The sequence below is a fragment of the Photobacterium swingsii genome (assembly GCF_024346715.1).
In the GTDB taxonomy this organism is placed as follows: Bacteria; Pseudomonadota; Gammaproteobacteria; order Enterobacterales; family Vibrionaceae; genus Photobacterium; species Photobacterium swingsii.
The window spans coordinates 1,495,698-1,517,582 of sequence record NZ_AP024852.1; the positions used below are offsets into that span (position 1 = coordinate 1,495,698).

General features: G+C 43.2%; 17 protein-coding genes. 12 read left to right on the forward strand and 5 right to left on the reverse strand.

Features of this window, described 5'->3' with window-relative positions; all coding sequences use genetic code 11:
* Nucleotides 1-379 precede the first annotated feature (379 nt).
* Nucleotides 380-1,774, forward strand: coding sequence for a C4-dicarboxylate transporter DcuC (dcuC, locus tag OCU77_RS07095; RefSeq protein WP_048897184.1), 1,395 nt, complete (start codon nucleotides 380-382; stop codon nucleotides 1,772-1,774).
* A gap of 144 nt (nucleotides 1,775-1,918) precedes the next feature.
* Here dcuC and OCU77_RS07100 read toward each other — a convergent pair whose 3' ends face one another.
* The 3 genes from OCU77_RS07100 to pnuC form a co-directional block, all read right to left on the reverse strand.
* Nucleotides 1,919-2,599 (reverse strand): Crp/Fnr family transcriptional regulator, encoded by a 681-nt coding sequence (locus OCU77_RS07100; protein WP_048897185.1) that lies wholly within the window; start codon nucleotides 2,597-2,599, stop codon nucleotides 1,919-1,921.
* Between the two features lie 183 nt (nucleotides 2,600-2,782).
* Nucleotides 2,783-3,526: a nucleoside phosphorylase gene (locus OCU77_RS07105; protein WP_048897186.1), complete on the reverse strand. Its 744-nt coding sequence runs from the start codon at nucleotides 3,524-3,526 to the stop codon at nucleotides 2,783-2,785.
* Entirely contained in the window at nucleotides 3,526-4,266 is a 741-nt protein-coding gene (pnuC, locus tag OCU77_RS07110) for a nicotinamide riboside transporter PnuC (protein WP_048897187.1), read from the reverse strand. The genes OCU77_RS07105 and pnuC overlap by 1 nt, the downstream gene beginning before the upstream one ends.
* 339 nt (nucleotides 4,267-4,605) lie before the next feature.
* Between pnuC and OCU77_RS07115 the strand changes: the two genes are divergently transcribed.
* From OCU77_RS07115 to ald, 6 genes are all read left to right on the forward strand, one after another.
* Nucleotides 4,606-5,604: an ArsJ-associated glyceraldehyde-3-phosphate dehydrogenase gene (locus OCU77_RS07115; protein WP_048897188.1), complete on the forward strand. Its 999-nt coding sequence runs from the start codon at nucleotides 4,606-4,608 to the stop codon at nucleotides 5,602-5,604.
* Nucleotides 5,605-5,643: 39 nt separating this feature from the next.
* Entirely contained in the window at nucleotides 5,644-6,870 is a 1,227-nt protein-coding gene (arsJ, locus tag OCU77_RS07120) for an organoarsenical effux MFS transporter ArsJ (protein WP_048897189.1), read from the forward strand.
* Nucleotides 6,871-7,100: 230 nt separating this feature from the next.
* Nucleotides 7,101-7,745 carry an HAD family hydrolase gene (locus OCU77_RS07125; RefSeq protein ID WP_048897190.1) on the forward strand — a complete coding sequence of 215 codons (645 nt, stop codon included), beginning with the start codon at nucleotides 7,101-7,103 and terminating at the stop codon, nucleotides 7,743-7,745.
* A 48-nt stretch (nucleotides 7,746-7,793) separates the two neighbouring features.
* Nucleotides 7,794-8,159 (forward strand): DUF2799 domain-containing protein, encoded by a 366-nt coding sequence (locus tag OCU77_RS07130; RefSeq protein WP_053111732.1) that lies wholly within the window; start codon nucleotides 7,794-7,796, stop codon nucleotides 8,157-8,159.
* A gap of 27 nt (nucleotides 8,160-8,186) precedes the next feature.
* Nucleotides 8,187-8,453, forward strand: coding sequence for a hypothetical protein (locus tag OCU77_RS07135; protein ID WP_048897191.1), 267 nt, complete (start codon nucleotides 8,187-8,189; stop codon nucleotides 8,451-8,453).
* A gap of 764 nt (nucleotides 8,454-9,217) precedes the next feature.
* The gene (gene ald, locus OCU77_RS07140; protein WP_048897192.1) at nucleotides 9,218-10,333 is read left to right on the forward strand and encodes an alanine dehydrogenase; all 1,116 of its coding nucleotides are present in this window, start codon (nucleotides 9,218-9,220) and stop codon (nucleotides 10,331-10,333) included.
* 131 nt (nucleotides 10,334-10,464) lie between these two features.
* Here the strand turns inward: ald and OCU77_RS07145 are convergent, their stop codons facing one another.
* Together OCU77_RS07145 and OCU77_RS07150 are read right to left on the reverse strand one after the other, a co-directional pair.
* Nucleotides 10,465-12,375 (reverse strand): bifunctional metallophosphatase/5'-nucleotidase, encoded by a 1,911-nt coding sequence (locus OCU77_RS07145; RefSeq protein ID WP_048897193.1) that lies wholly within the window; start codon nucleotides 12,373-12,375, stop codon nucleotides 10,465-10,467.
* Between the two features lie 237 nt (nucleotides 12,376-12,612).
* Nucleotides 12,613-13,329, reverse strand: a complete 717-nt coding sequence (locus OCU77_RS07150; RefSeq protein WP_048897194.1) for a glycerophosphodiester phosphodiesterase family protein — start codon at nucleotides 13,327-13,329, stop codon at nucleotides 12,613-12,615.
* 272 nt (nucleotides 13,330-13,601) lie between these two features.
* On the opposite strand from OCU77_RS07150, the gene rsgA reads away from it, so the two are divergent.
* From rsgA to OCU77_RS07175, 5 genes are all read left to right on the forward strand, one after another.
* Nucleotides 13,602-14,645, forward strand: coding sequence for a ribosome small subunit-dependent GTPase A (gene rsgA, locus OCU77_RS07155; protein WP_048897195.1), 1,044 nt, complete (start codon nucleotides 13,602-13,604; stop codon nucleotides 14,643-14,645).
* Nucleotides 14,646-14,931: 286 nt separating this feature from the next.
* Nucleotides 14,932-16,548 (forward strand): glutamate--cysteine ligase, encoded by a 1,617-nt coding sequence (gene gshA / locus OCU77_RS07160; RefSeq protein ID WP_239685802.1) that lies wholly within the window; start codon nucleotides 14,932-14,934, stop codon nucleotides 16,546-16,548.
* Nucleotides 16,549-16,561: 13 nt separating this feature from the next.
* A complete protein-coding gene (locus tag OCU77_RS07165; protein ID WP_107302416.1) occupies nucleotides 16,562-18,409 on the forward strand; it encodes an ABC transporter ATP-binding protein in 1,848 nt (615 codons plus the stop codon).
* Complete coding sequence (locus OCU77_RS07170) at nucleotides 18,402-20,285, forward strand: ABC transporter ATP-binding protein (protein ID WP_107302417.1); 1,884 nt, start codon at nucleotides 18,402-18,404, stop codon at nucleotides 20,283-20,285. The genes OCU77_RS07165 and OCU77_RS07170 overlap by 8 nt, the downstream gene beginning before the upstream one ends.
* 27 nt (nucleotides 20,286-20,312) lie before the next feature.
* Entirely contained in the window at nucleotides 20,313-21,800 is a 1,488-nt protein-coding gene (locus OCU77_RS07175; protein ID WP_048897196.1) for a glutathione synthase, read from the forward strand.
* Nucleotides 21,801-21,885: the final 85 nt, after the last annotated feature.

Consider the following 21,885-nt stretch of genomic DNA (forward strand, 5'->3'; position numbering starts at 1 on the left):
ACTTCAATCGCACCTGGTGAGGTTAACGAGCTTGTCATCGCCTGAGCGTATGAATAAATTAATTTAAACTAATGTCGACTTAGCCATTAATTGGCTATGTTTTCATCAAAACAGGCTGTTATCACCAAACGAAAACCGTTCAATCATTGGGCTGCCTCCTGTATATGCCTATGGATTTATCATTGCTAATTATTGGTTTGTGAAGATAGATACATAAAAATTAAGCTAATGTCTTAAAATGTGACCATATACTGAGAAACAAAATCCTTATTGCAAGCAAGACTGTACGTGTATGCAACTCATGATATAAATCAACATTTAGTTGCATACTCTGAGATATACCTCTGCACTGTTATCTAACACTGCTTATGAGGAAGCAATGAGCATATTTATCTCTATACTTGTCGTATCTATAGTCGGATTCGCCATTCTTAAAAAATATAACGCGATTGCCACCCTATTTTTAGGGGCGGCGGTACTAATGGCTGTCTGTGCTGTGATGGGGCTGCCCGTTATACCTGAAGCTCAATCCAGTGGTAATGCGTGGCTGGATATTTTTGAATCGATGAACCTAATGTTCAACAATCGCTTCGGCGGCATGGGGCTGATCCTGTTTGCCTTGTTGGCTTATGCCCGTTATATGACGTACATCGGTGCTAACGACATTGTCATCAATAATGCGCTAAGACTGCTTGGTGGTATCAACAAGCCTTATTTATTGCTAGCTGTGACATTCCTTATTGGTAGCTTTATTTCGTTGGCAGGGTTTGGTGCAACTAGCTTGGCTGTACTCCTAATGTCGACACTATTCCCTGTGCTCAATGCGCTCGGTTTACCTGCTATTTCAATTGCTGCTGCTATTGCCACAACGGCAACTATTAGCTTCTCGCCTTTGGCTGTAGATTCAGTGATTGCGGCAGAGAATGTAGGTATGTCGGTTGAAATTTACACCCTTAAATATCAAATTCCTTTGGCTATTCCAAGCATGCTAGCGATGGCGGCTGCCCATTATTTTTGGCAGCAATATATGGATAAAAAAGAAGGTTTGTTCCAGCAGGGTAGTACTAAAAAAGTTGATCTGAAAAACGTTGATGTACGTACCGCAGAAGTTGAAGGCAAAGCACCGGGTTTTTACGGTTGGTTGCCAATGCTGCCTATCATAGTGCTTATTGTGACTAGTGGTGAGCTAGGCCTGATTGAAGGCGTTACTATGAATATTGGTACAATTGCCATTCTATGTTTGTTCACCGCGATGGCGCTAGAAGCGATTCGTCACCGTAGCGGTCGTACTGCAATGGAAGGCATGAGCGCGATTGTAAAAGGTATGGAAGATGCGTTACCTGTAGTTCTGATTTTGGTTGGTGCTGGTGTGTTTGCACAAAGCCTGAAGGCAATCGGTGCGATTAATATGCTGATTGAATCAGCTTCGCAGGTTGGTTTTGGACCAACAGCTATGATGCTTGCGCTGGTTGGCTTAACGGGTGCGGTTGCCTTCCTTACTGGCTCTGGTAATGCGGCATTCTATGCTTTTGTTGAGCTTATTCCTAAAATTGCCGATGGCATGGGCATTAATGGCGTCTACTTAGTGATGCCTATGCAGCAAGCATCGAATGCTTGTCGTGCAATGTCGCCAGTTGCTGGGGTTATTGTCGCGTCATCTGGTATGGCAAAAGTGTCGCCGTTTGATTTGATCAAACGAACCATTCCACCCATCACTTTTGGGCTGGCAGTTAACATCATCTTGAGCATTATTTTCCTGCCAATGGCGATTTAATACTTATTACATTACTAAATCGCCGGTGGGGTTGGTATGACCGCATAATAAAAAGCCTGACTCGTACTATGACGTGTCAGGCTTTTTTGTGCGTTACCTTCTTATTTTCCTAAATGGCGAGTCACTGTGCTGATACGCTTGGCATTAGTCACATTCAAAGATAAAGGATTTGAGTGCTTCAATATCCACAATGCTTATCTCACCATTAGTTTTAGCAATTAATCCTTTATCGATTAATTCTTTAACAGCGCGGCGATAGACTCGGCTCGATGTGCCAAAGCGCTCGGCTTCTTGCTCTGCTTTATCAAATGAACCCAGAATGACCTTATCTTGATAGCGGTGCCATAAGTCATACGCAATGTTGTATGTGATAGGGTGCAGTAAGCGATAAGTATAAATATCTAATGAATCTTGGTAGTCATTTGCGAGGGCACTGGCAAAAAAGAGGGTAAATTCAGGCCGATGATTGATGAGATCGGCAACGGATTTCAAGCAAATGACATCAACATCGAGTTGCTCTTCTGCTACTACATTCCATTGGCATGCTGTTTGAGAGAACAACTCCATTTCGCCAAAAATGTGATGGTCACAATCTACTTCACCTAGCTGAAAGCATCGACCGTTTATCGCGGAGATGTTCATTGACACGCGCCCTACAGAAACGAGGTAGAGATGTTCAACGGGCTGACCTTGCTGAAGTATGACTTCACCGGCTTGGTAAAATCGGCTGTGAAGGTGGCACTGATAAAAAGCGTCACGAAATTCGTCATAGAGCGCATTTAACGTTTCGGTAAATCGACCTGTTTGGTAAGGCTTCAGCTGCATAGTAGTGATGAAACGGAGATGAGAGCTAAGGAGGTTGCGAAATGATACATGTATCAGTAGAGCCGCAATGTTGCAAAGATCACAGATATAAGGACCCGCACAGATAGAGGGGCACTGTTTTCCTATTAGAAAACATAAAGCCCAGAAAATCTGAGCTTTATGTGCTTTGTCATTGCTATGTGATTATGGTGTCATGTTGCACAGTGCAGATAAAGCGGCTTTTGCTGCCATTAATTCACCTTTCTGCATGGTGTCATTTGCATTGGCATACTCACTGACACCCTCTTGAACATCTTGCTGGTAAAGCACAACATTATTCAAAATTGAGGCCACTTGCAGGCCGCGTAGTCTTCCTACCGTGAATAAAGCCGATGTTTCCATGTCTGCGCCTAGCACACCTTTACGATTCCAGTGTTCGCAGAGTGTATCTTCATCGTCAGTGTAGAAACTGTCGTGCGAACGCACTATGCCGTAATGGGTCGGATAGTTATGTTGGCGCAAATAACTTTCTATCCCAGTTGTTAAAGCACGGCTCGCAACAGCAGGGTAAGTGTCAGTGATATAGGCTTTAGAGCCCCCTTCATCACGCACAGCCCCTTCGGCAACAATCAATTCACCTAGCTGAATGTGACTTTGTAATGCACCTGCCGATCCAACGCGAATCAGATACTTTGCACCGCATAAGGCTAATTCTTCTAGTGCAATGATGGCTGAAGGAGCCCCTATACCTGTACTGCACACTGTGATTTTTTGGCCTTGGTAGTCACCGCTAACCACTCGGTATTCGCGGTTGTTAGCGAGCTGTTCGCTGTTGTCGAGTAAGGTTGCGATTCGATTGACTCTATCGGGTTCGCCACAGACGATCACTTTTTCTGATACATCAGCAATACCGACAGCGATATGGGGTTGTTGGGCATGGTTACTCATTACGCTAACTCGTTTGCTGTTTCAGTTGTTTTATTTTGATTCTGTTTTGCTGTCCCCATCCATGTACGTGTACCGTTCATCGCAATGAATAGCAAAATAGCGTACTCGATAGATAGTGCATATACACCTTGAGCGGCATAAATACCGACACTGATGATGTTAATCACGACCCATAAAATCCAATTCTCAACATATTTACGGGTCATTAAGATTTGGGCTACCACAGAAAGCACTGTCATAACAGAATCCCAAAATGGGAATGCATCAGGTTCTAGCGTTGGGCGGGCTAAGTCTGCACCCAACAGGTTTAGGCCATCGACGCTAATATTGGCGAGTGCTAAGAAGAATGGGTCGATGTAAATGGTCATGAGGCCTATGGCTAGCACACTTACAGCAACCGTGTAAGACAGTTTTTGTTTGCTGAGCCAACGTACTTCAAGCATGTCACCATTTTCAGATGCAGGTCTAGTCCATGCGTACCAGCCATAAAGGTTGGCGCAAAAGAAAAACAGTTGCAGTAGCAAAATGCCATATAGCTGGATTTGGTAAAAAATGATGGCAAACAACGTGACATTAATTAAGCCAAATAAGTAGTTAATCGTTTTTTCTTGGCTGGCATTCCAAATACACAGTAAGCCAAAAATTGTTCCGATGGCTTCAATCCACGACATAGCGTAGCCGCCACCAATAGGGATGTTGATAAGGGTGTTATTGATATCGAACCAAGCGATAAAGTCCATCATGCATGTCCTTGGGTGATTATTGGTATGGCGCTAGTGTAGGAAATTGCTTTTATTATCTTAAGGACATTTGTCCGACTAGCATTGGCAACCTTCATGTTTTGAGAATTATCCCATGGCTTGATGAATGGGTGCACACATTCATCTTGGAGAGGAGGTGTTCAAAAGCTAGGTTTAAAGGTATCTGCGCTTCTCTATTATTTTTTAGTCTTTTGTTTTTACACATGATCAAAAAAAGATCAGTCGATACGCCCAATAAAGTTTGTATATCTGTAAAATCATATATATGATAATTCGCATATCTTAACTATTGCTTCTTAATCTCGAAAAGGGAATCACATGGCTATTAAAGTAGGTATTAACGGTTTTGGTCGTATCGGTCGTTTAGCATTACGTGCGGCATTTGATTGGCAAGATGTAGAGTTTGTACAAATAAATGATGTTGCAGGTGATGCAACAACCTTAGGCCACTTACTTGAGTTCGATTCAGTTCAAGGCCGCTGGGGTCATCAAGTTGGCGTGGATGGCGACACTTTAGTGGTTAATGGACAACGTATTCGTTGTACGCAAGCGCGTGACATTAATGATGTTGATTGGTCTGAGTGTGATGTTGTTCTTGAGGCGACGGGTGTGCACCGTAAAACGGCGATGCTACAACAATACCTCGACCAAGGTGTTAAGCGTGTTGTCGTTTCTGCACCTGTTAAAGAGGAAGGTGTCTTGAATGTGGTTGTTGGTGTTAACGATCATCTTTACAACCCTGAGCAACACCGCATCGTAACAGCAGCGTCATGTACTACGAACTGCATTGCACCAATTGTAAAAGTTATTCATGAGAAATTGGGTATTGAGCAATCTTCATTTACGACAATTCACGATTTAACCAATACCCAAACAATTTTGGATGCGCCGCATAAAGATCTTCGCCGTGCCCGTGCGTGTGGAATGAGCTTGATCCCAACTACGACAGGCTCAGCAACAGCAATCGTTGAAATCTTCCCAGAGCTAGCAGGCAAAATTAACGGTCATGCGGTACGTGTGCCATTAGCAAATGCTTCATTAACCGATATTATTTTTGATGTAAGTCGTGATACGACTGCGGAAGAAGTTAATGCGTTACTGCAAGCAGCCGCTGAAGGTGAAATGAAAGGTGTACTCGGTTTTGAAGCGCGTCCTCTCGTATCGATTGACTACAAAGGTGACCAACGCTCAACCATCGTTGATGCATTGTCTACCATGGTTGTGAATAATCGCATGGTAAAGGTGTACGCGTGGTACGACAACGAAATGGGCTACGCAACACGTACAGCCGAACTGATCCGTAAAGTGGGCGCATAAATTAAGTAGATATACTTAGTTGAGTTAAAAGGCATAGCCATGATCGCGACTTTTTCACAATTACCCCAGCAAGTGCGCCAATACATCTTGGTGACGTTTAATTACTGGAATTTTACCGTTACTGATGGTGCATTACGTATGCTCGTGGTGTTGCATTTTCACCACTTGGGTTACACACCGCTACAAATAGCGTCTTTGTTCTTGTTTTATGAGTTCTTTGGAGTAGTCACTAACCTTATTGGGGGGTGGCTTGGTGCTAGGCTTGGTTTAAATAAAACCATGAATATTGGTTTAGCCATGCAGGTCACGGCGTTGTTAATGCTCGCTGTTCCCGCCGATTCACTGACAGTGTTGTGGGTTATGCTTGCACAGGCTATTTCTGGCATAGCTAAAGACCTGAATAAAATGAGTGCGAAAAGCGCGATCAAAACGTTAGTACCAAACGATCAACAAGGTGCTTTGTACAAGTGGATTGCCATTCTGACTGGGTCGAAAAATGCCTTAAAAGGTGCAGGTTTCTTCTTAGGTGGACTCTTGCTGGCTTGGCTCGGCTTCCAAGGTGCGGTTGTGCTAATGGCATCTGTGCTGATGGCTGTACTCATCATGAGCCTGATTTGGCTTGAAAAAGACTTAGGTAAAGCCAAAAAAGCCATCAAGTTTAAAGAGATTTTCTCTAAGAGTCGTAGCATTAATATCTTGTCAGCCGATCGAATGTTTTTGTTCGGTGCGCGTGATGTCTGGTTTGTCGTCGCGCTTCCTATTTACCTAGGGCAAGTGTTTGGTTGGGATCATTTATGGGTGGGTGGTTTCCTTGCACTTTGGGTGATCGCCTATGGCTTTGTGCAAGGCTTTGCGCCGCGCATTACAGGTAAAGCACAAGGTATTGTTCCTGATGGTCGTGTCGCTATGATTTGGGTTGCCTTGCTAGCTCTTATTACGGGTGCCATAGCTTTAGGTGTTCAATATAACTGGCAGCCACAATTCACGATAGTTTTTGGTTTACTTGTTTTTGGCGCTGTATTTGCTGTTAATTCATCGCTGCACTCATACCTCATTGTGAGTTACGCAAAAGGTGATGGGGTGTCTTTAGATGTCGGTTTTTACTATATGGCAAATGCGATGGGGCGCTTAATTGGTACGATCTTATCTGGTTGGGTGTACCAAGAAGCAGGTTTAGCGGCTTGTCTGTGGGTCTCGTTTGGGTTCTTAGTTGTCACGACATTGATCTCTATCGGCTTACCTCAACATAAAACTGTTTCTGCATAGTAACGCTGCTCTATGACAAACCACGGTGATCCAATTACCGTGGTTTTTCTTTTTTAGTCTGATTTACTTCATCAGCAAGGATTCATTAATTAAGTTCCGTTATACTTTTTATAAAGGTGACTTGAAGATAATTGTTTCTAGTATGGCGCAGAAATACCGCTGTTACGCCTTTTGCTTGATATGAAATTCAAGTAAAAACAGAACGATAACCATAATCATAAGGCGAAAGTATGCAGGCTATTTGTTTCGATTTTGATGGTACATTGATAGATTCAGAAGTTTTTCACGCACAAAATTGGTCTAACTATATTGCCTCTGTAGGGGGCGATATTTCACAACCTCAGTTTCTATCTCATTACGCAGGGCTGCCTTGGCCTAAAGTTGCGGCAGAGATGAAAAATCAATTTTCATTGACTCAAGAAATCCATCATATTTTGCATGATATGGAAGCGCTAACCCGCGAAATGCTGCAAAAAGGACATATTCCAGCAATGCCTGGTGTGGACAATGCACTTAAGCAGTTACACGGGCAGTGTCCATTAATGGTAGTGACAGGGTCACCTCGGGAATATGTTGAAGGGATATTAGACCGATTAGGCTGGTTATCACTTTTTGACGGTGTCGTGACGGGGCAGGATGTCGAGAATAACAAACCGTCTCCAGAAATTTATCAATTGGCTTGTAAACAATTAAATGAGCAACCTGATCGTGTCATCGCTGTAGAAGACAGCCTTACGGGGATCACGTCTTCGTTATCTGCTGGGTTGCCGACAATATTGGTGAACCCTGAACTTCCGCAGTGGAATATGGATGTTCATGATTCATTTTCATCGATGGAGGAAGCGCAAGTGCTGCTGCATCGAATGATAGCGTAAAGTAACAACATGCAGTAAGGACTTAACTCGTAGTAGAAAGGAGAGCATATGAATAAATGGCTTCTACCAATTTTTGCGGGCCTGTCATTGTCGGGTTGTGTACTGCAGCCTGAATTGGCATTTAATGACGATACTGCATGGAAAAACTATGGCTATGAAACGGCACTTTCAGGAATGATAAAAAATTCTGAAGATGATCTACGAAGCCGCGATAAAATGAAGTCGTTGCAAGCAACAGGCTATCAAGCCTATAGTGACGGTTATGAGTTAGGGCGAACAGAATATTGTGCACAAAATGCTTTTATACTAGGTGTTAAAAACCAAGCATATCATGGCATTTGTGATCGCTTAGACTGGACGTTTCGACAAGACTATATCAGCGGGCGTACAAGTCGTGCTGGCCGTTCATTTTAATAGTAAAAGAGTAATAACAGGCAAAGTATGCAAAACGAAGACATCATGACAGGCGAAATGCTTGTTGAGGCGGTTGAGAACCAACTGGCTGAAGGTAATCCTGTCAAAGTAAAAGAAACATTAATGCGCTTAGTCATGACGGGCACACCACGTGAAGAAGCATTAGAAATGATTGCCTGCGCGCTTTCTGTGGAAGTGTTTGATGTAGCAAAGAACGAAGGCACTTTTGATCTTAAGCGCTACAGTGAAAACCTAGACTCGTTACCTGACATGCCTTGGGATTTTGACGAGTAAACATTCCCTGCTTCTAATTAAAAAGCCTTTACTTGAAACCACTGCAGATTATTGCGGTGGTTTTTTATATGCGAGGAAAAATATTCCCCCCTCCTCGTGATGATAACAAAGTCATTAATTATCAAATCGTTGTTGCTGGATAAAATCACGATAACAGCGTTATTGGTATTGCTGGTAGAGCGGTATGCGGACTGTAATGTATACCGCGTTCTAAGCGTCTTTTCTCAGCCTGCTTGGTTATGTCTTATGCGTTAAAGGTATGCGCTGTTGGCTTTTTGATGACTCTGTCGATAATCATCCTATTATACCAACTTGGTTTTGGGGAAGTGATCGATCATCAGCTTTTGAATTAACTGTTAATAATATGAAAAGTCTTATTACTATTTGACACCTGTATGTAAATTATTTCCAAGCATGCTTAGTAGATGGATGTGGCTTTATGCGCAATATTATTCTTCTAATAGTGTGATTAAACCGATGAAAAGGCAAAAAAGTAGCATTATCTAAAGGGTTTTAATGCCAAATAATACTTTGTGGGTGGTTTTAGTATCTAGTTTGCTGCTTAAAACTGGTTATCTGGTCTGGTTTGTTGTAATAAACTGGTTTTTTCTTGTGTGACTAAGTTCAAACTTGGTTGATCATGCTGCTGTGGAATAAAATTCCAGTTTCATTTGTTGCTTATTAGTTAAAATTTAGTGCCACATTCCAAGTTTTTTTCTTTATTGTGTATATAACTTTTAAACAAGGCAGCAAGGAAACTAAAGATGATTATTGGCGTACCTAAGGAAATTAAAGTTCATGAATACCGTGTGGGTATGGTTCCAGCATCTGTAAGTGAAGCAGTAGCGCATGGCCATAAAGTATATGTAGAAACGCTAGCGGGCTCAGGCATTGGATTTAGTGATCAAGACTATATCGATGCAGGTGCACAAATTCTGCCAACAGCTACAGATGTTTTCGCTGAAGCTGAAATGATTGTTAAAGTTAAAGAACCGCAGGCTGTTGAGCGTGCGATGCTTCGTGAAGGTCAAATTCTATTTACCTACCTTCACCTTGCCCCAGATCCAGAACAAACGATTGACCTAATTAACAGCAAAGCGGTATGTATCGCTTACGAAACAGTAACTGATAATCAAGGTCGTCTACCACTTCTAGCTCCTATGTCAGAAGTTGCTGGTCGTATGTCTATCCAAGCCGGTGCTTTTGCCCTAGAGAAATCAAAAGGCGGCCGCGGCATGCTACTAGGTGGTGTACCAGGTGTTGAGCCAGCGAAAGTTGTTATCATCGGTGGTGGTGTGGTTGGTGCTAACGCTGCACAAATGGCCGTTGGCTTACGTGCAAACGTTGTAGTGCTTGACCGTAACATTGATGTACTTCGTCACTTAGACGCGCAGTTTGGTGGCGATGTTCAGTGTGTTTACTCAACCAAAGATGCGATTGAAAAACACGTACTAGAAGCAGATCTTGTTATCGGTGGTGTACTGGTAGCAGGCGCAGCAGCACCAAAACTGGTTACTGCTGAAATGATTAAAGCGATGAAACCTGGTGCTGCAATTGTAGATGTTGCTATCGACCAAGGTGGCTGTGTTGAAACATCGCACGCAACCACGCACAGTGACCCAACATACATTGTTGATGACGTTGTTCACTACTGTGTAGCTAACATGCCAGGTGCGGTTGCACGTACATCTACGTTTGCACTGAACAATGTAACGCTTCCATACATCCTTCAACTAGCTGACAAAGGCTACAAACAAGCACTACAAGATGATAAACATCTTCTTAACGGCTTGAATGTTTACCGTGGCCAAATTACTTGCGAAGAAGTGTCTGAGGCATTAGATATGCCATACATCGCACCAGAAGCTGCTATTGCGTAATCGGCAATAATAAATTAAGTATTAAAAAATCCCCGCACTGTTAGTGACGGGGATTTTTATGTGTTTAATAACTTGCTAAGGCCTTCGCTTGAAAAGTGTCAACTTATTGCAACTTATCAAAATGCTACTTATTAAAAGCTATTCAAGTTTTCGATTAGAACGATATCACGCTGAGCTGCTTGCTTCTCAACGTCTGTTTTCGCTGTTTTAATCGTTTGTTGTAAGCTCGCTAGCGCTTTTTCCATGCTGGCTTTGCTGCTAAAGATTTTATCTTTTACATTGATGGCAGCCACATTGGTATAACGACCATCGTCACTGGTTGGTACTGAGATTTTGCCACTATTCACAAGATCTTTAACGACTTTCGCTTCTTTTTCAAAACCCGTTAGTCCTGCTAAATGCCAGCGATGCATGGGTTTACCTTCGTATTGACCATGCTTAACGTCAGTTAAGTATTTGATGGTTAAGTTACGAATGGTGCCATCTTCTTCGCCAAACTTTTCTTCAGTATCAAAAAGAACAGGGAATTTACGACCTTCCAATACGCCACCTGCTTTGGTTAAGTGGCCCATACGGTAGCTGTTCATACCAATTCGAATCGGTGTTGTGTCAGTGATCAGACTGTTGTCAGCGAATTTCAGATCTTTAATACGTTTGCCTGCGGGCTCCGTTAAGTCGATGGTGTAAGTCACGCCAGCAAAGAAGTCATTGGTGGAGTATTTGGACGCTCGACGCTCAGGGTTAAAACTATAAGTAACGTCACCGTCTTTCACGCTGTTAAAGTAACCTGCTGACCATTCCATATAGGTCTTCAGTTCTTTACCTGTCATTTCATAAACAGTGATTTCGCCGCCAGCGTATTGGTAGTTGTAAGCAATGTCTTTCGCTTTGATTTTACCCACATCCAGTTCAGCTTTGTCGTTGTCAATCTGTAACGCAATCACATTCGCCATTGGTGCGTAGTACATGCTGGCTTCTTGGTATAGCGCACTAATACCTGTGTCTTGAATGTGAACTTGTGGAATACCTTTGATTTCATTTTCAGGTACCAGATCAGTTCCAGTAAGCTCTGCCACTACACGGTTAGCATTTTCACGTAAGCGTTTGTGGTAAGGAGCGTAAAGGCTTTCCATTTTTTTATCAGAGTCTGTGCCTTTGATTTTGTAGGTAAAGCTGTCTTTATTGATTAGCGTAAATTTACCATCACGTTCTTCAAATTGAAGATCAATGCGTGAAAGGGCACGGCCATATTTGTCTGGTTCAGTGATGATCACGCCGTTAACGACAGCTTTGTCGATACGGGTATGCATGTGGCCTGCAACAATCGCGTCAATCTCAGGGTTGGCATTGGCGATATCGGTTACACCAGTGTCTTTAATGTTGTTTTCGTTATCTAGCCCCATGTGTGCAACGAGCACGATGGCATCAACTTTGTCGTCGATTTGCTTGATCACTTTTTTGACTTCAAGCGATGGATTAGTAAAAGTCATGCCATCAAGACGGTTCGTCCCTTCTGCAAAAACAGCGGTCATTGGTGTATCCATGCCGATAACACCAATCTTAATGCCATTACGTTCAATGATGGTATGAGCTGGAAGGAAAGGGTTACCATCTGCACGTTTAATGTTGCCACCCAATGATTGGCCTTCAAATTGCGATAATGAACGGTTTAGCACCTTCAAGCCGAAATCGAATTCGTGGTTACCTAATACCCATACATCGTAAGACATTTCGTTGAACCCAAGCATCATAGGATCGACTGGTTCATCTTTGAATGTCTCAACAAAGTTGCCTTGAATGGTATCGCCTGCATCCACCAAAATAACGTTATCTTGTTCTTGGCGGATCTGTTTCACCTTAGTGGCTATTTGGCTAAGACTGCCACGCATATTGAGCTTATCGCTTGCGTAGTCCCAAGGCATGAAGTGACCATGAATGTCAGATGTCCCTAGAATAGTAACATCGGTAATATCGCCATCCGCCGCAAATGTTGTACCGCTTAACGCAAGAAGTATGGCAGAAGTAAGTAGCTGCTTTTTCATAGAATAAGGCTCGAATTAGAATTATGTAATGATTTCGGGCGCTATGGTAGGAGGATACACAGAATGTTTTGGTGATGAGCATCACCATTTTGATGAAACGGATTTAATATATACCACGCAGTGTGAGTACCATCTCACCGAAGTGGTTAAAGGGATGAAAGATAAGTCATTTCTTACCGTTTGAAAATTAGGCTGAACAATAATCAGCCTAATGATGCAACAGTCATGGGCTTAGCCCTAAAATTGATTCGGGTAATCAGTGATGATGTTATCGACACCCCATGAGCGAAACATCGCGGCTTTATCGGGCTCATTCATTGTCCAGATATGTAATTGCAATCCTGCTGCTTTAATCTTGGTTGCCATATTTTCGGTGAGTTTACTCTGATCGTAATGAATGCTGTAAAGCGACAATTCTTGTGCCTTTCTCATCATATTACGTTTGTTCTTTGAAGTAATAAGGCCACGACGTACTTCCGGGTACAGCGTTTTACAGTAGGTGAGTACACCAAGATCAAAACTTGAAAAGACGAGCTTATCGAGTGGGAAATTCAGCTGTTTAACGGTTTTTACAATTTGTTCGACTAAGGGAAGTACTTCGGTTTTACGATGGATCTTAATTTCTAAATTCATTGTAATACCAAGCTGCTCACAAAGGAGTAGTGCTTCTTCGAGGGTAGGTATTTGCTCTTCACTATATAAATCTTTGTCAGCACCGCTGAACTTGGCGTTTGCATCAAGTTGTTTTAATGTTTCCAGCGACATCTTTCCAACGCTACCACGGCCATTAGTACAGCGGTTCACTGTTTTATCGTGGATCATTACTGGAACCCGATCAGCGCTTAATTGAACGTCCATCTCGACCCAAGTTGTACCACACTCAGCGGCTTTTTTAATCCCTGCAAGGGTATTTTCTGGTGCTAATGCTCGCGCACCACGATGTCCTGAAATCATAGTAAATCCAAATGAATACACTGTTTATGGGGGGAGTGTATCCAATTATGCTGGCGGAATCTTTATTGCTGCTAGCAATATTAAATGCAAGGCCGAGTAGGAAGCTGAAATCCACACGTAAACTGTCGTTTTTTTTCAATTCACATTCAGGCGTTGCCGCTATTATTATGCTTATCGGCTTAACCATTTTTGGCTGCTAGGTTAAGTCGAGACAAATATCGGCATTTAGAACACAAATTGAGTAGGCATAGTGTGCCTAAGGTAAAACAAGAATGAATACAAAACCGACTTTAGCTCAACTTGGTTGGCGTCCTTTTTTTCAACAACAACTCACACTTGAAGAGCTGACGGATTTTCAGATTGGTCGCGTTGTTGAACAGCATCGTAGCGGTGCGATTGTGATGAGTGAACAAGGTCAAGCAAGCCTAATGCAATCGCCACAGAGTGATCGACTTTGTGTCGGTGATTGGGTGCTATTTGATGATAATTTGAAACTTCATCGCCTGTTAGAGCGTCAATCATTGTTCGAACGTAAAGCGCCTGGCTCTAAACTGGATACTCAGCTTATTGCTTCTAATGTTGATAGCTTGCTGGTGGTGTGCTCATTAAATAATGATTTTAACCTAAGCCGCATTGAACGTTATTTGGCGTTGGCAAAAGATGCAGAAGTCGAGCCAGTGATTGTGCTGACGAAAGAAGATCAGTGCGACGATGCAGACGAGAAACGTAAACAAGTTCAAGACTTAGATCCGTTTATGATGGTGCATGCCATTAATGCGTTAGACTCAGAGCACCTTAAAGAGCTGTCTGGTTACTGTAGCTTAGGCAAAACCTTGGCATTGGTTGGGTCATCTGGTGTCGGCAAGTCTACATTGGTCAATGGTCTCATGGGTTTTGAAGCTCAGCTCACCGCAGGTATTCGTGAAGATGACAGTAAAGGTCGCCATACCACGACATCACGTGCGTTAAAGTGGCTGCCACAAGGTGGCTTGTTGATGGACACTCCGGGAATGCGTGAACTGCAGCTGACAGATTGCGAAAAAGGGGTCAATGATACCTTTAGCGAAATCACAGAGCTTGCTGATCAGTGCCGCTTTGCCGATTGCCAGCATGGCAGCGAACCAGGGTGTGCGATTCAAGCTGCATTGGCGGATGGAAGCCTAGCGGAAAGGCGCTTTGTTAGTTACCAGAAGCTATTGCGTGAACAAGCGTTTAATGGTGCTACCTTGGCTGAGAAACGCACCAAAGATAAAGCTTTCGGTAAAATGATTAGCTCGATTCAAAATGAATCACGCCAGCGTAAAAAAGGCTTTTAATCGATTTGATACCCTAGATTATTGGTGTTCTAGATTTCCGCTAGCTTTTTGTTATTAAAGAGATTAACGCCACCGTATTCGGTGGCGTTGTTCGTTATTGCTTTTTTTTTTTATTTATTTTCAATTTTCTTTCGTCTTTTTCCTTTCTCGTTCGTCTTAGCTACATGAATCCTATAAGTGATTGCTGATTGTCGGTTCATGGCTTACTCAATGGGAGTGGCTTTCTTCGTGGTGTTCAAAAGAAACACCGAGAGAATCGACGCAGTTAGATAGAGAAATAGAAAATATGTTACAGAAAGTTGTCGTGCAAAAAGAGCAAGAGTCAATGAACTCTGCACCTCAGTGGTTACACCAGTACAAAGATGTTTTTAATGCGCTAAACGGTATTCGTCGTGGGATTGAGAAAGAAGGGATTCGAACAGCCATTGATGGCAACTTATCACAATATCCACACCCTCAAGCATTAGGGGCGGCGTTAACACATCCCAATATTACCACTGATTTTGCCGAGGCACAGTTAGAGTTGGTGACGCCGGCTTATGCTGATCGGGGTCAACTGTTTGATCACCTCAGTACCTTACATAGCTATGTTGCGAATAATTTGCCTGATAGCGAAGTGATGTGGGGGGCCAGTATGCCGCCACGTTTACCAAGTGAAGAAGCAATAGCTATTGCGGATTATGGTCACTCGAATGTAGGTCAAATGAAGCAACGCTACCGTCATGGATTGGCTAATCGTTATGGTAAAAAAATGCAGACGATTTCGGGTATTCACTATAACTTTTCCTTGCCAGAAACCTTTTGGCAAGCCTTGCATCAGGTTGAGAAGAGTCACCAACCGTTGAGTGAATTTATCTCAGATCGTTACTTCCATATGATCCGCAATATCATGCGTCATGGTTGGATTATTGGTTATTTATTTGGTGCATCACCTGCCGTTGATAGTTCGTATTTGGTGGGTAAGCAGCATGATCTGGATGAACTGGATTTCGGTTCAGCTACAGGGGCTAATCACCGTACTTATTATGCACCTTGGGCGACGTCTTTACGGTTGAGCAACCTAGGTTATAGCAATAGCGAGCAGTCTAAATACGCGCTTAATTACAACAATAAGCATGATTATTTATCTGGCTTATATAACATTCTTGCGATGCCAAGTGAGTATTACGCACAGTTTGAGCAAAGCCAGCAAGTGAACAATAACGTACTGCAATTAGAGAATGAATTGTACAGCTCTGTGCGGCCAAAAATTGTTAACGATGAGCTCCGTCCTTTATACGCTATGTGCCGTTATGGTGTGGAATACATAGAGTTACGTAGCCTAGATATTAATCCTTATTTACCGCTTGGGCTTGATCAAACTCAGAGTTATTTCTTGGATTTGTTCTTACTCTACTGCGCGCTTTCACCAAGTGCAGCGCTAGATGCAGATGAACAGGCCCTCATACAGCAGCGCCAAGAGCGCGTAGCGATGCAAGGGCGAAAACCTCAACTAACACTGCCGACATTACAGGGTGAACAAGCACTAGAAACGCTAGGAGTAGACTTGCTAGCAGGCATGGAGGCATTGCTGTCTCTATTGGAAGACCAACAAGAAGCGGCAGTGTATGCACAAAGTATTGCAAGAGAAAAGGGCAAGCTGTTCGATGCTAGCTTAACGCCATCTGCGCGAGTGTTGGCCGATATGCAGCGCGATAATCTTTCGTATACCGATTTCTTATTAGCTTTGTCTCAAGCACATGCAAGGCAGCATCAACAGGTGAGTAAAACAACACAGTTATACAAAGAGCTAACGTTAGCCGCTAAGCAATCCTTAGTGTTACAGCAAGAAATTGAAGCCAATGACACCATTAGCTTTGATGATTATTTACAACAAAAAACAGCATTAACGCACGAGTGCTAAAGGTTTTTGATTCATGGAAATATTGTGGAAATTGCGCAGCTACATAAGAATGTTTGCTCGTCATTATGTGGTTGCGTTTATTGGCTTACAGGTTGTTGCTTTGCTTAACCTCGTTCCGCCTTGGCTGATTGGTCGCATTGTGGATGCGATTAGCGAAGACAGGCTAACGGGGACTCTTCTTGCGACACATTTAGGTGCCATTCTTGCCGCTGGCTTTGGTATGTATGGCTTGCGTTATGTGTGGCATAGCCAGCTATACGGGGCATCTGTGGGCATTACTCAGGTGATCAGACAGCAATTGTTCTGGCACTTTACACGTTTAACACCAGAGTTTTATGCGCGTCATAGTGGCGGTGATTTAATGGCACACGCGACTAATGATTTGAACGCTGTTGAGCAAGCAGCTGGTGGTGGTGTTATGACTATGGTGGATTCATTGATCGCAGGCTTAACCGTGATCTTTGGGATGGCGTTTGTGGTGAGTGGTGAATTAACACTCGCAGCATTGCTACCTTTTCCGCTACTTGTGTACGTGACCCATAAATATGGAACGAATTTACAGCGTCGATTTGGTCGCGCTCAAGGTGCGTTTTCATCGTTAAATGAAGAAGTCCGTGAATCTGTGTCGGCAATTCGTGCTGTACGCTCGCATGGCCTAAATCAACGTCAGCAAAGCCGTTTCGACGACACGCTAGATCATACGTTAGAAACCAATATCTCAGTTGCCAAAATCGATTCATTATTTGGTCCAACCATTCAATTGATCTATGGGTCATCGTTCGTGATTTCATTGGGTTACGGCGCGTGGTTAATCAGCACAGGTGATATTACTGTCGGATTATTTACCAGCTTTACGTTATACCTTGCACAGCTATTGGGGCCGTTCCTGCAATTTGGTTGGCAATTCAATATATTCCAACGGGGTACAACCTCTTGGCGTCGATTAGAGAAGCTGTTTGCTCAACAACCTATGGTCAAAGAAGGTGAAGCAGAATTACCTGCTGATGCGACACTCGATATGACAGTCGATATTGAGCACTTTACGTACCCAGCCGCTACGCAGCATGCGTTAAAACAGGTGGCGTTTTCTGTTCCTGCTGGTGGCTTTGTGGGTATTACCGGCCCAACGGGTGGTGGTAAAAGTACCTTAATTAGCTTGCTGTTACAGCAATACAGTTTGCCTGAATCGTCGCGTATCACATTAGCAAACATGCCGATTAATAAGCTAACTTTTCATGCACTACGCAGCAAGATTGCATGGGTGCCACAAAAGCCGTTTTTATTCTCGGGTACGGTTGCTGAAAATATTGCGTTAGCACGTCCAAACGCCTCTGAAGCCGAGATCGTTCATGCAGCAGATATGGCTGGCATACTGGATGAAATCCACGCTTTGCCTGACGGTTTTAAGACTGTCTTGAACGAGAATGGCGGCAATTTATCAGGCGGTCAAAAGCAGCGTTTGACGCTAGCACGTGCACTATTAAGCGATAACGACATCTTGTTGCTCGATGATCCTTTTAGTGCGCTAGACATGAAGACAGAAGCGAAAATTCGGAAAAACATTAAGCATTATTTTAGTCATAAAACGATCGTGATGATCAGCCAACGTCTCGCAAACCTGATGACGGCTGATCATATTGTAGTAATGGAAAATGGCAGCATTCACGAGCAAGGAACACACAACGAACTTATGACTAATGAAAGTTGGTATGCACGTGTGTTTACCAAACAAAATCAAGCCAATGGTCGACAACAGCAAGTACAGCCACAAGTGAGCACACTTGTTTCTGCTGTGAATGAGAAGGTGATCAACAAGGCAGTAAACAAAGTAAGTGAAGAAATGGGTGAGCAGTATGCGTAACGAGGGAAGTCATCATAAGGCATCGAATGCCGCAGTATCAAGTTCGCCTTTCTTGAGGTTGCTGGCATTTTCATTGCCTCACAAAATGCGCTTTATTAGCGCATTATCTTTGTTGATTGTTGCGATCAGTACGGAAATGGCCATTCCATGGTTAGTGAAAATTATTCTTGACGATGTGATAGTGCCGCAGCAATTTGATTGGTCGCATTTAGGTTTATTGTGTGGCGCTGTGATGCTGTTGTACCTGGTGTCGGCAGTATTCCAATATGCGCAGTCGTTGATGTTTCGTCATAGTGCGCTCTTGGTAGTTAATGATGTAAGACGACAGCTATACACACATTTATTGAAGTTACCAATTAGCTTATTTGACCGTGTACCTGCTGGGAAAATGGTGTCTTATGTCACCAATGATACCGAGTCGTTACGTGATATGTTTGTGACAACCATGCCGACAATTTTGCAAGGTTCAGTTCGCATTGTGGCCATTTTTATTGCTATTGCCTTATTGGACTGGCGATTGATGCTACTGAGTTTATTTTTGATCCCAATCTTGCTGTTGACCATGCATTGGTATCGCACGCTTTCAATGCCAATTTTTGATGGCGTGCGCCAGCAAGTAAGTAATATCAATAACACCATCAATGAATCCTTACAGGGTATGGCACTCATTCAAGCTTTTGGTCAAGAACGCGCCTTTGGTAAAAAGTTTGAAAAAGATAATGCGGCTTGGTTGGCGTACCGTAAGCGTTCAATCGCTATTGATAGCTTAATGTTAGCGCCCTTTACACGCTTAATCGGCACTTTAACCGCAATCGGTATTATTGCGTGGTTTGGTGTGTCTTCTTGGGGCAGTGCGGTTGCTGTAGGTACCTTGTACGCATTCTTAAATTATATTGAGCGTTTCTTTGAACCCTTCCGTCAGTTATCGATGGAGTTAAGAAAGCTACAAGTAGCAACAGTATCGGCAAAACGTGTGTTTGAGCTATTGGATGAGCCACTTAGCCATGAAGCGAAAGCCGTTGATAACAAGATGGTTGAGGACAAAGTATCTAATGTTCCAGAGCATGACGCGAAGGTGCAAGTCTCTCACCCTGAAGCAATTACCTTCGACCGTGTTTCATTTAGCTACGATGGTAAACATAACGCGCTATCTAATGTGAGTTTTACAGCCGAAAGCGGAAAGTTCACTGCGATTGTAGGGCATAGCGGTAGCGGTAAAAGCTCAGTAATTAACTTACTGATGCGTTTTTACCAGCACCAACAAGGCGCGATTACTATTGGTGGTAAGAACATTGCGAGTTTACCTGATGCACAACTTCGAAAGTTGGTGGGTTTGGTGTCGCAAGAACCTTATATTTTCAGTGGTAGTGTGCTTGAAAATATCGACTTGTCGCATCAACAAAATCAACGTGAAGCTGCTATCCATGCAGCAGAGCAGACGGGAGCTGCGCAGTTTATTGAACGCCTTGAAGAAGGATATGATCACCAACCTGGCTACAGCGGTTCATCGTTATCGCTTGGCCAGCGACAATTGATTGCAATGGCTCGGGTATTAGCACATAACCCCGCGATTTTCTTATTGGATGAAGCAACGGCCAATATTGACAGTGAAACAGAAGACACGGTGAAAGCCGCATTAGCCAATATGCAGCAGGCGAAAACTGTGATTGCGGTTGCGCATCGATTATCAACTGTTATGAACGCAGATAAGATTCTCGTCATGCACCAAGGTGAGATTGTCCAAAGCGGTACTCATGACGAGCTCATGATAACTGCTGGGCATTACCGTGATTTATACCTTGCTCAAAAGGCAGAAGAAGATAATCAAGATGAAAATATCGACCTTGGTTTGGCGTCAGCAAGCGTTACTGCCTAAGAACACTGTATTGAAGGATTTAAAATAATGAATAAAGCGAATGTATCAAATGTTTCGCCTCTGGAAACGAACGTACAGCCTACTCAGCAAGTCATCAATGATATTTGTGAGTGGGAAATCATGCACGGTGTGGCGATCAAAAACAGTGATGGCACAGCAAGGCACTGTCCATTCAGCCTTGCCCCTATGGCAATGAAGCGTCATGTTTTTGAAAATTTACAAGCGGTAACGCCACTGATTGCAAAGCTGATCAGTCGTATTTCGGAAGACTATGATTACCTTCAATCGTCACTGGTTGAAATGGCAAAAGCAGAACCTTTCTTTGGCCGCTTAATGGAGCTACATGCGCAGATCCATGGTACACAAGATGCGCCTTTGAAAGCGGCTAGACAGCCGTTGTTATTGATGCGTACAGATTTTATGGATGATCGTGTACAAGGTGCAAAAGTCATTGAATTTAATGGCATTGCTGCAGGTATGGGGCCATTTGGACAGCGCGCGCAACAACTTCATCGCTATGTGAAAAATCAATGGCCTAAAGAGTATAACGTCTGGGCTGAAGATAAAGATGGCATTGCGGAAGACAATGTTTGTTTAACGCAACTTGCTCAAGGTATTGCGACAGCTGCACGCAGTATTCACGCCGAGTTTACTGACAGTGAACAACCGACGTTCTTAATGGTAGTGCAAGACAAGGAAGATAATGTTTACGATCAGCACTTGCTAGAAGTCGCGTTACAAGAAATGGGGATTCGCACCGTGAGACGTACCTTTGGTCAGCTATCTTGCCAGCTGTCTACGGGTGATAACAACCGCTTAATGTTGCAAGATATTGGTGGTATTGATGTGGTGTACCTACGCGCAGGTTATCAGTATATGGATTACTTTTCGCCTGAGCTCGCAGAGAAAAAGTGCTGCCACACCCTGAGTCAAACACGGGTATTTATTGAAAAGCATAACGTGGCTGTTAACGCGACAATCAGCCAGCAACTGGCTACCAGTAAAACCATGCAGATGCTTATTACCATGATGCCTGCCGAGGCGTTTTCACGCTGGGAAATCAGCCTTGAAGAAGCGAATCAGATTAAGCGTGTGTTGGCCGCTATGTTACCGATTAACACTGATACTATTCATTGGTTTAAGACAGAAGCGATGAAAGAAGAGTGGGTGCTTAAAAACCAAGGTGAAGGTGGGGGACACTGTGTGTTTGGTGAACAGATCACTGAGCGCTTAGATCAACTTCAGGAACATGAATTTGACGCATGGGCATTGATGCAACGACTTTACCCGCATGAGCGTAATAAACCGACTTTGGCTGTGCGTGATGGTGAGGTGACGCTTGTGCATGATTTAGTGAGTGAAATTGGTTTATTTACCGCATTTTATAACGATAAACCTGTGACTGATTTTGAAGGGTACGCTGGATATTTAGTGCGTAGTAAACCTGCGAAAGAGAACGAAGGTGGGATCCACAGTGGCAAAGGTATTTTAGATTCGATTACGTTAGTGGAGTAATAAAACACGCTGGTTTGACATTAACTCTTGTGTGGTTTTTTTATAAGTAAAGCTGAATGTAGGCTTTATATGTAGGGTTATAGTT

Excerpts from the sequence above, each read along its gene's own strand:
- dcuC (WP_048897184.1), top strand. The coding sequence starts at position 380 with ATGAGCATATTTATCTCTATACTTGTCGTATCTATAGTCGGATTCGCC.
- OCU77_RS07100 (WP_048897185.1), bottom strand. The coding sequence starts at position 2,599 with ATGCAGCTGAAGCCTTACCAAACAGGTCGATTTACCGAAACGTTAAAT.
- OCU77_RS07105 (WP_048897186.1), bottom strand. The coding sequence starts at position 3,526 with ATGAGTAACCATGCCCAACAACCCCATATCGCTGTCGGTATTGCTGAT.
- pnuC (WP_048897187.1), bottom strand. The coding sequence starts at position 4,266 with ATGGACTTTATCGCTTGGTTCGATATCAATAACACCCTTATCAACATC.
- OCU77_RS07115 (WP_048897188.1), top strand. The coding sequence starts at position 4,606 with ATGGCTATTAAAGTAGGTATTAACGGTTTTGGTCGTATCGGTCGTTTA.
- arsJ (WP_048897189.1), top strand. The coding sequence starts at position 5,644 with ATGATCGCGACTTTTTCACAATTACCCCAGCAAGTGCGCCAATACATC.
- OCU77_RS07125 (WP_048897190.1), top strand. The coding sequence starts at position 7,101 with ATGCAGGCTATTTGTTTCGATTTTGATGGTACATTGATAGATTCAGAA.
- OCU77_RS07130 (WP_053111732.1), top strand. The coding sequence starts at position 7,794 with ATGAATAAATGGCTTCTACCAATTTTTGCGGGCCTGTCATTGTCGGGT.
- OCU77_RS07135 (WP_048897191.1), top strand. The coding sequence starts at position 8,187 with ATGCAAAACGAAGACATCATGACAGGCGAAATGCTTGTTGAGGCGGTT.
- ald (WP_048897192.1), top strand. The coding sequence starts at position 9,218 with ATGATTATTGGCGTACCTAAGGAAATTAAAGTTCATGAATACCGTGTG.
- OCU77_RS07145 (WP_048897193.1), bottom strand. The coding sequence starts at position 12,375 with ATGAAAAAGCAGCTACTTACTTCTGCCATACTTCTTGCGTTAAGCGGT.
- OCU77_RS07150 (WP_048897194.1), bottom strand. The coding sequence starts at position 13,329 with ATGATTTCAGGACATCGTGGTGCGCGAGCATTAGCACCAGAAAATACC.
- rsgA (WP_048897195.1), top strand. The coding sequence starts at position 13,602 with ATGAATACAAAACCGACTTTAGCTCAACTTGGTTGGCGTCCTTTTTTT.
- gshA (WP_239685802.1), top strand. The coding sequence starts at position 14,932 with ATGTTACAGAAAGTTGTCGTGCAAAAAGAGCAAGAGTCAATGAACTCT.
- OCU77_RS07165 (WP_107302416.1), top strand. The coding sequence starts at position 16,562 with ATGGAAATATTGTGGAAATTGCGCAGCTACATAAGAATGTTTGCTCGT.
- OCU77_RS07170 (WP_107302417.1), top strand. The coding sequence starts at position 18,402 with ATGCGTAACGAGGGAAGTCATCATAAGGCATCGAATGCCGCAGTATCA.
- OCU77_RS07175 (WP_048897196.1), top strand. The coding sequence starts at position 20,313 with ATGAATAAAGCGAATGTATCAAATGTTTCGCCTCTGGAAACGAACGTA.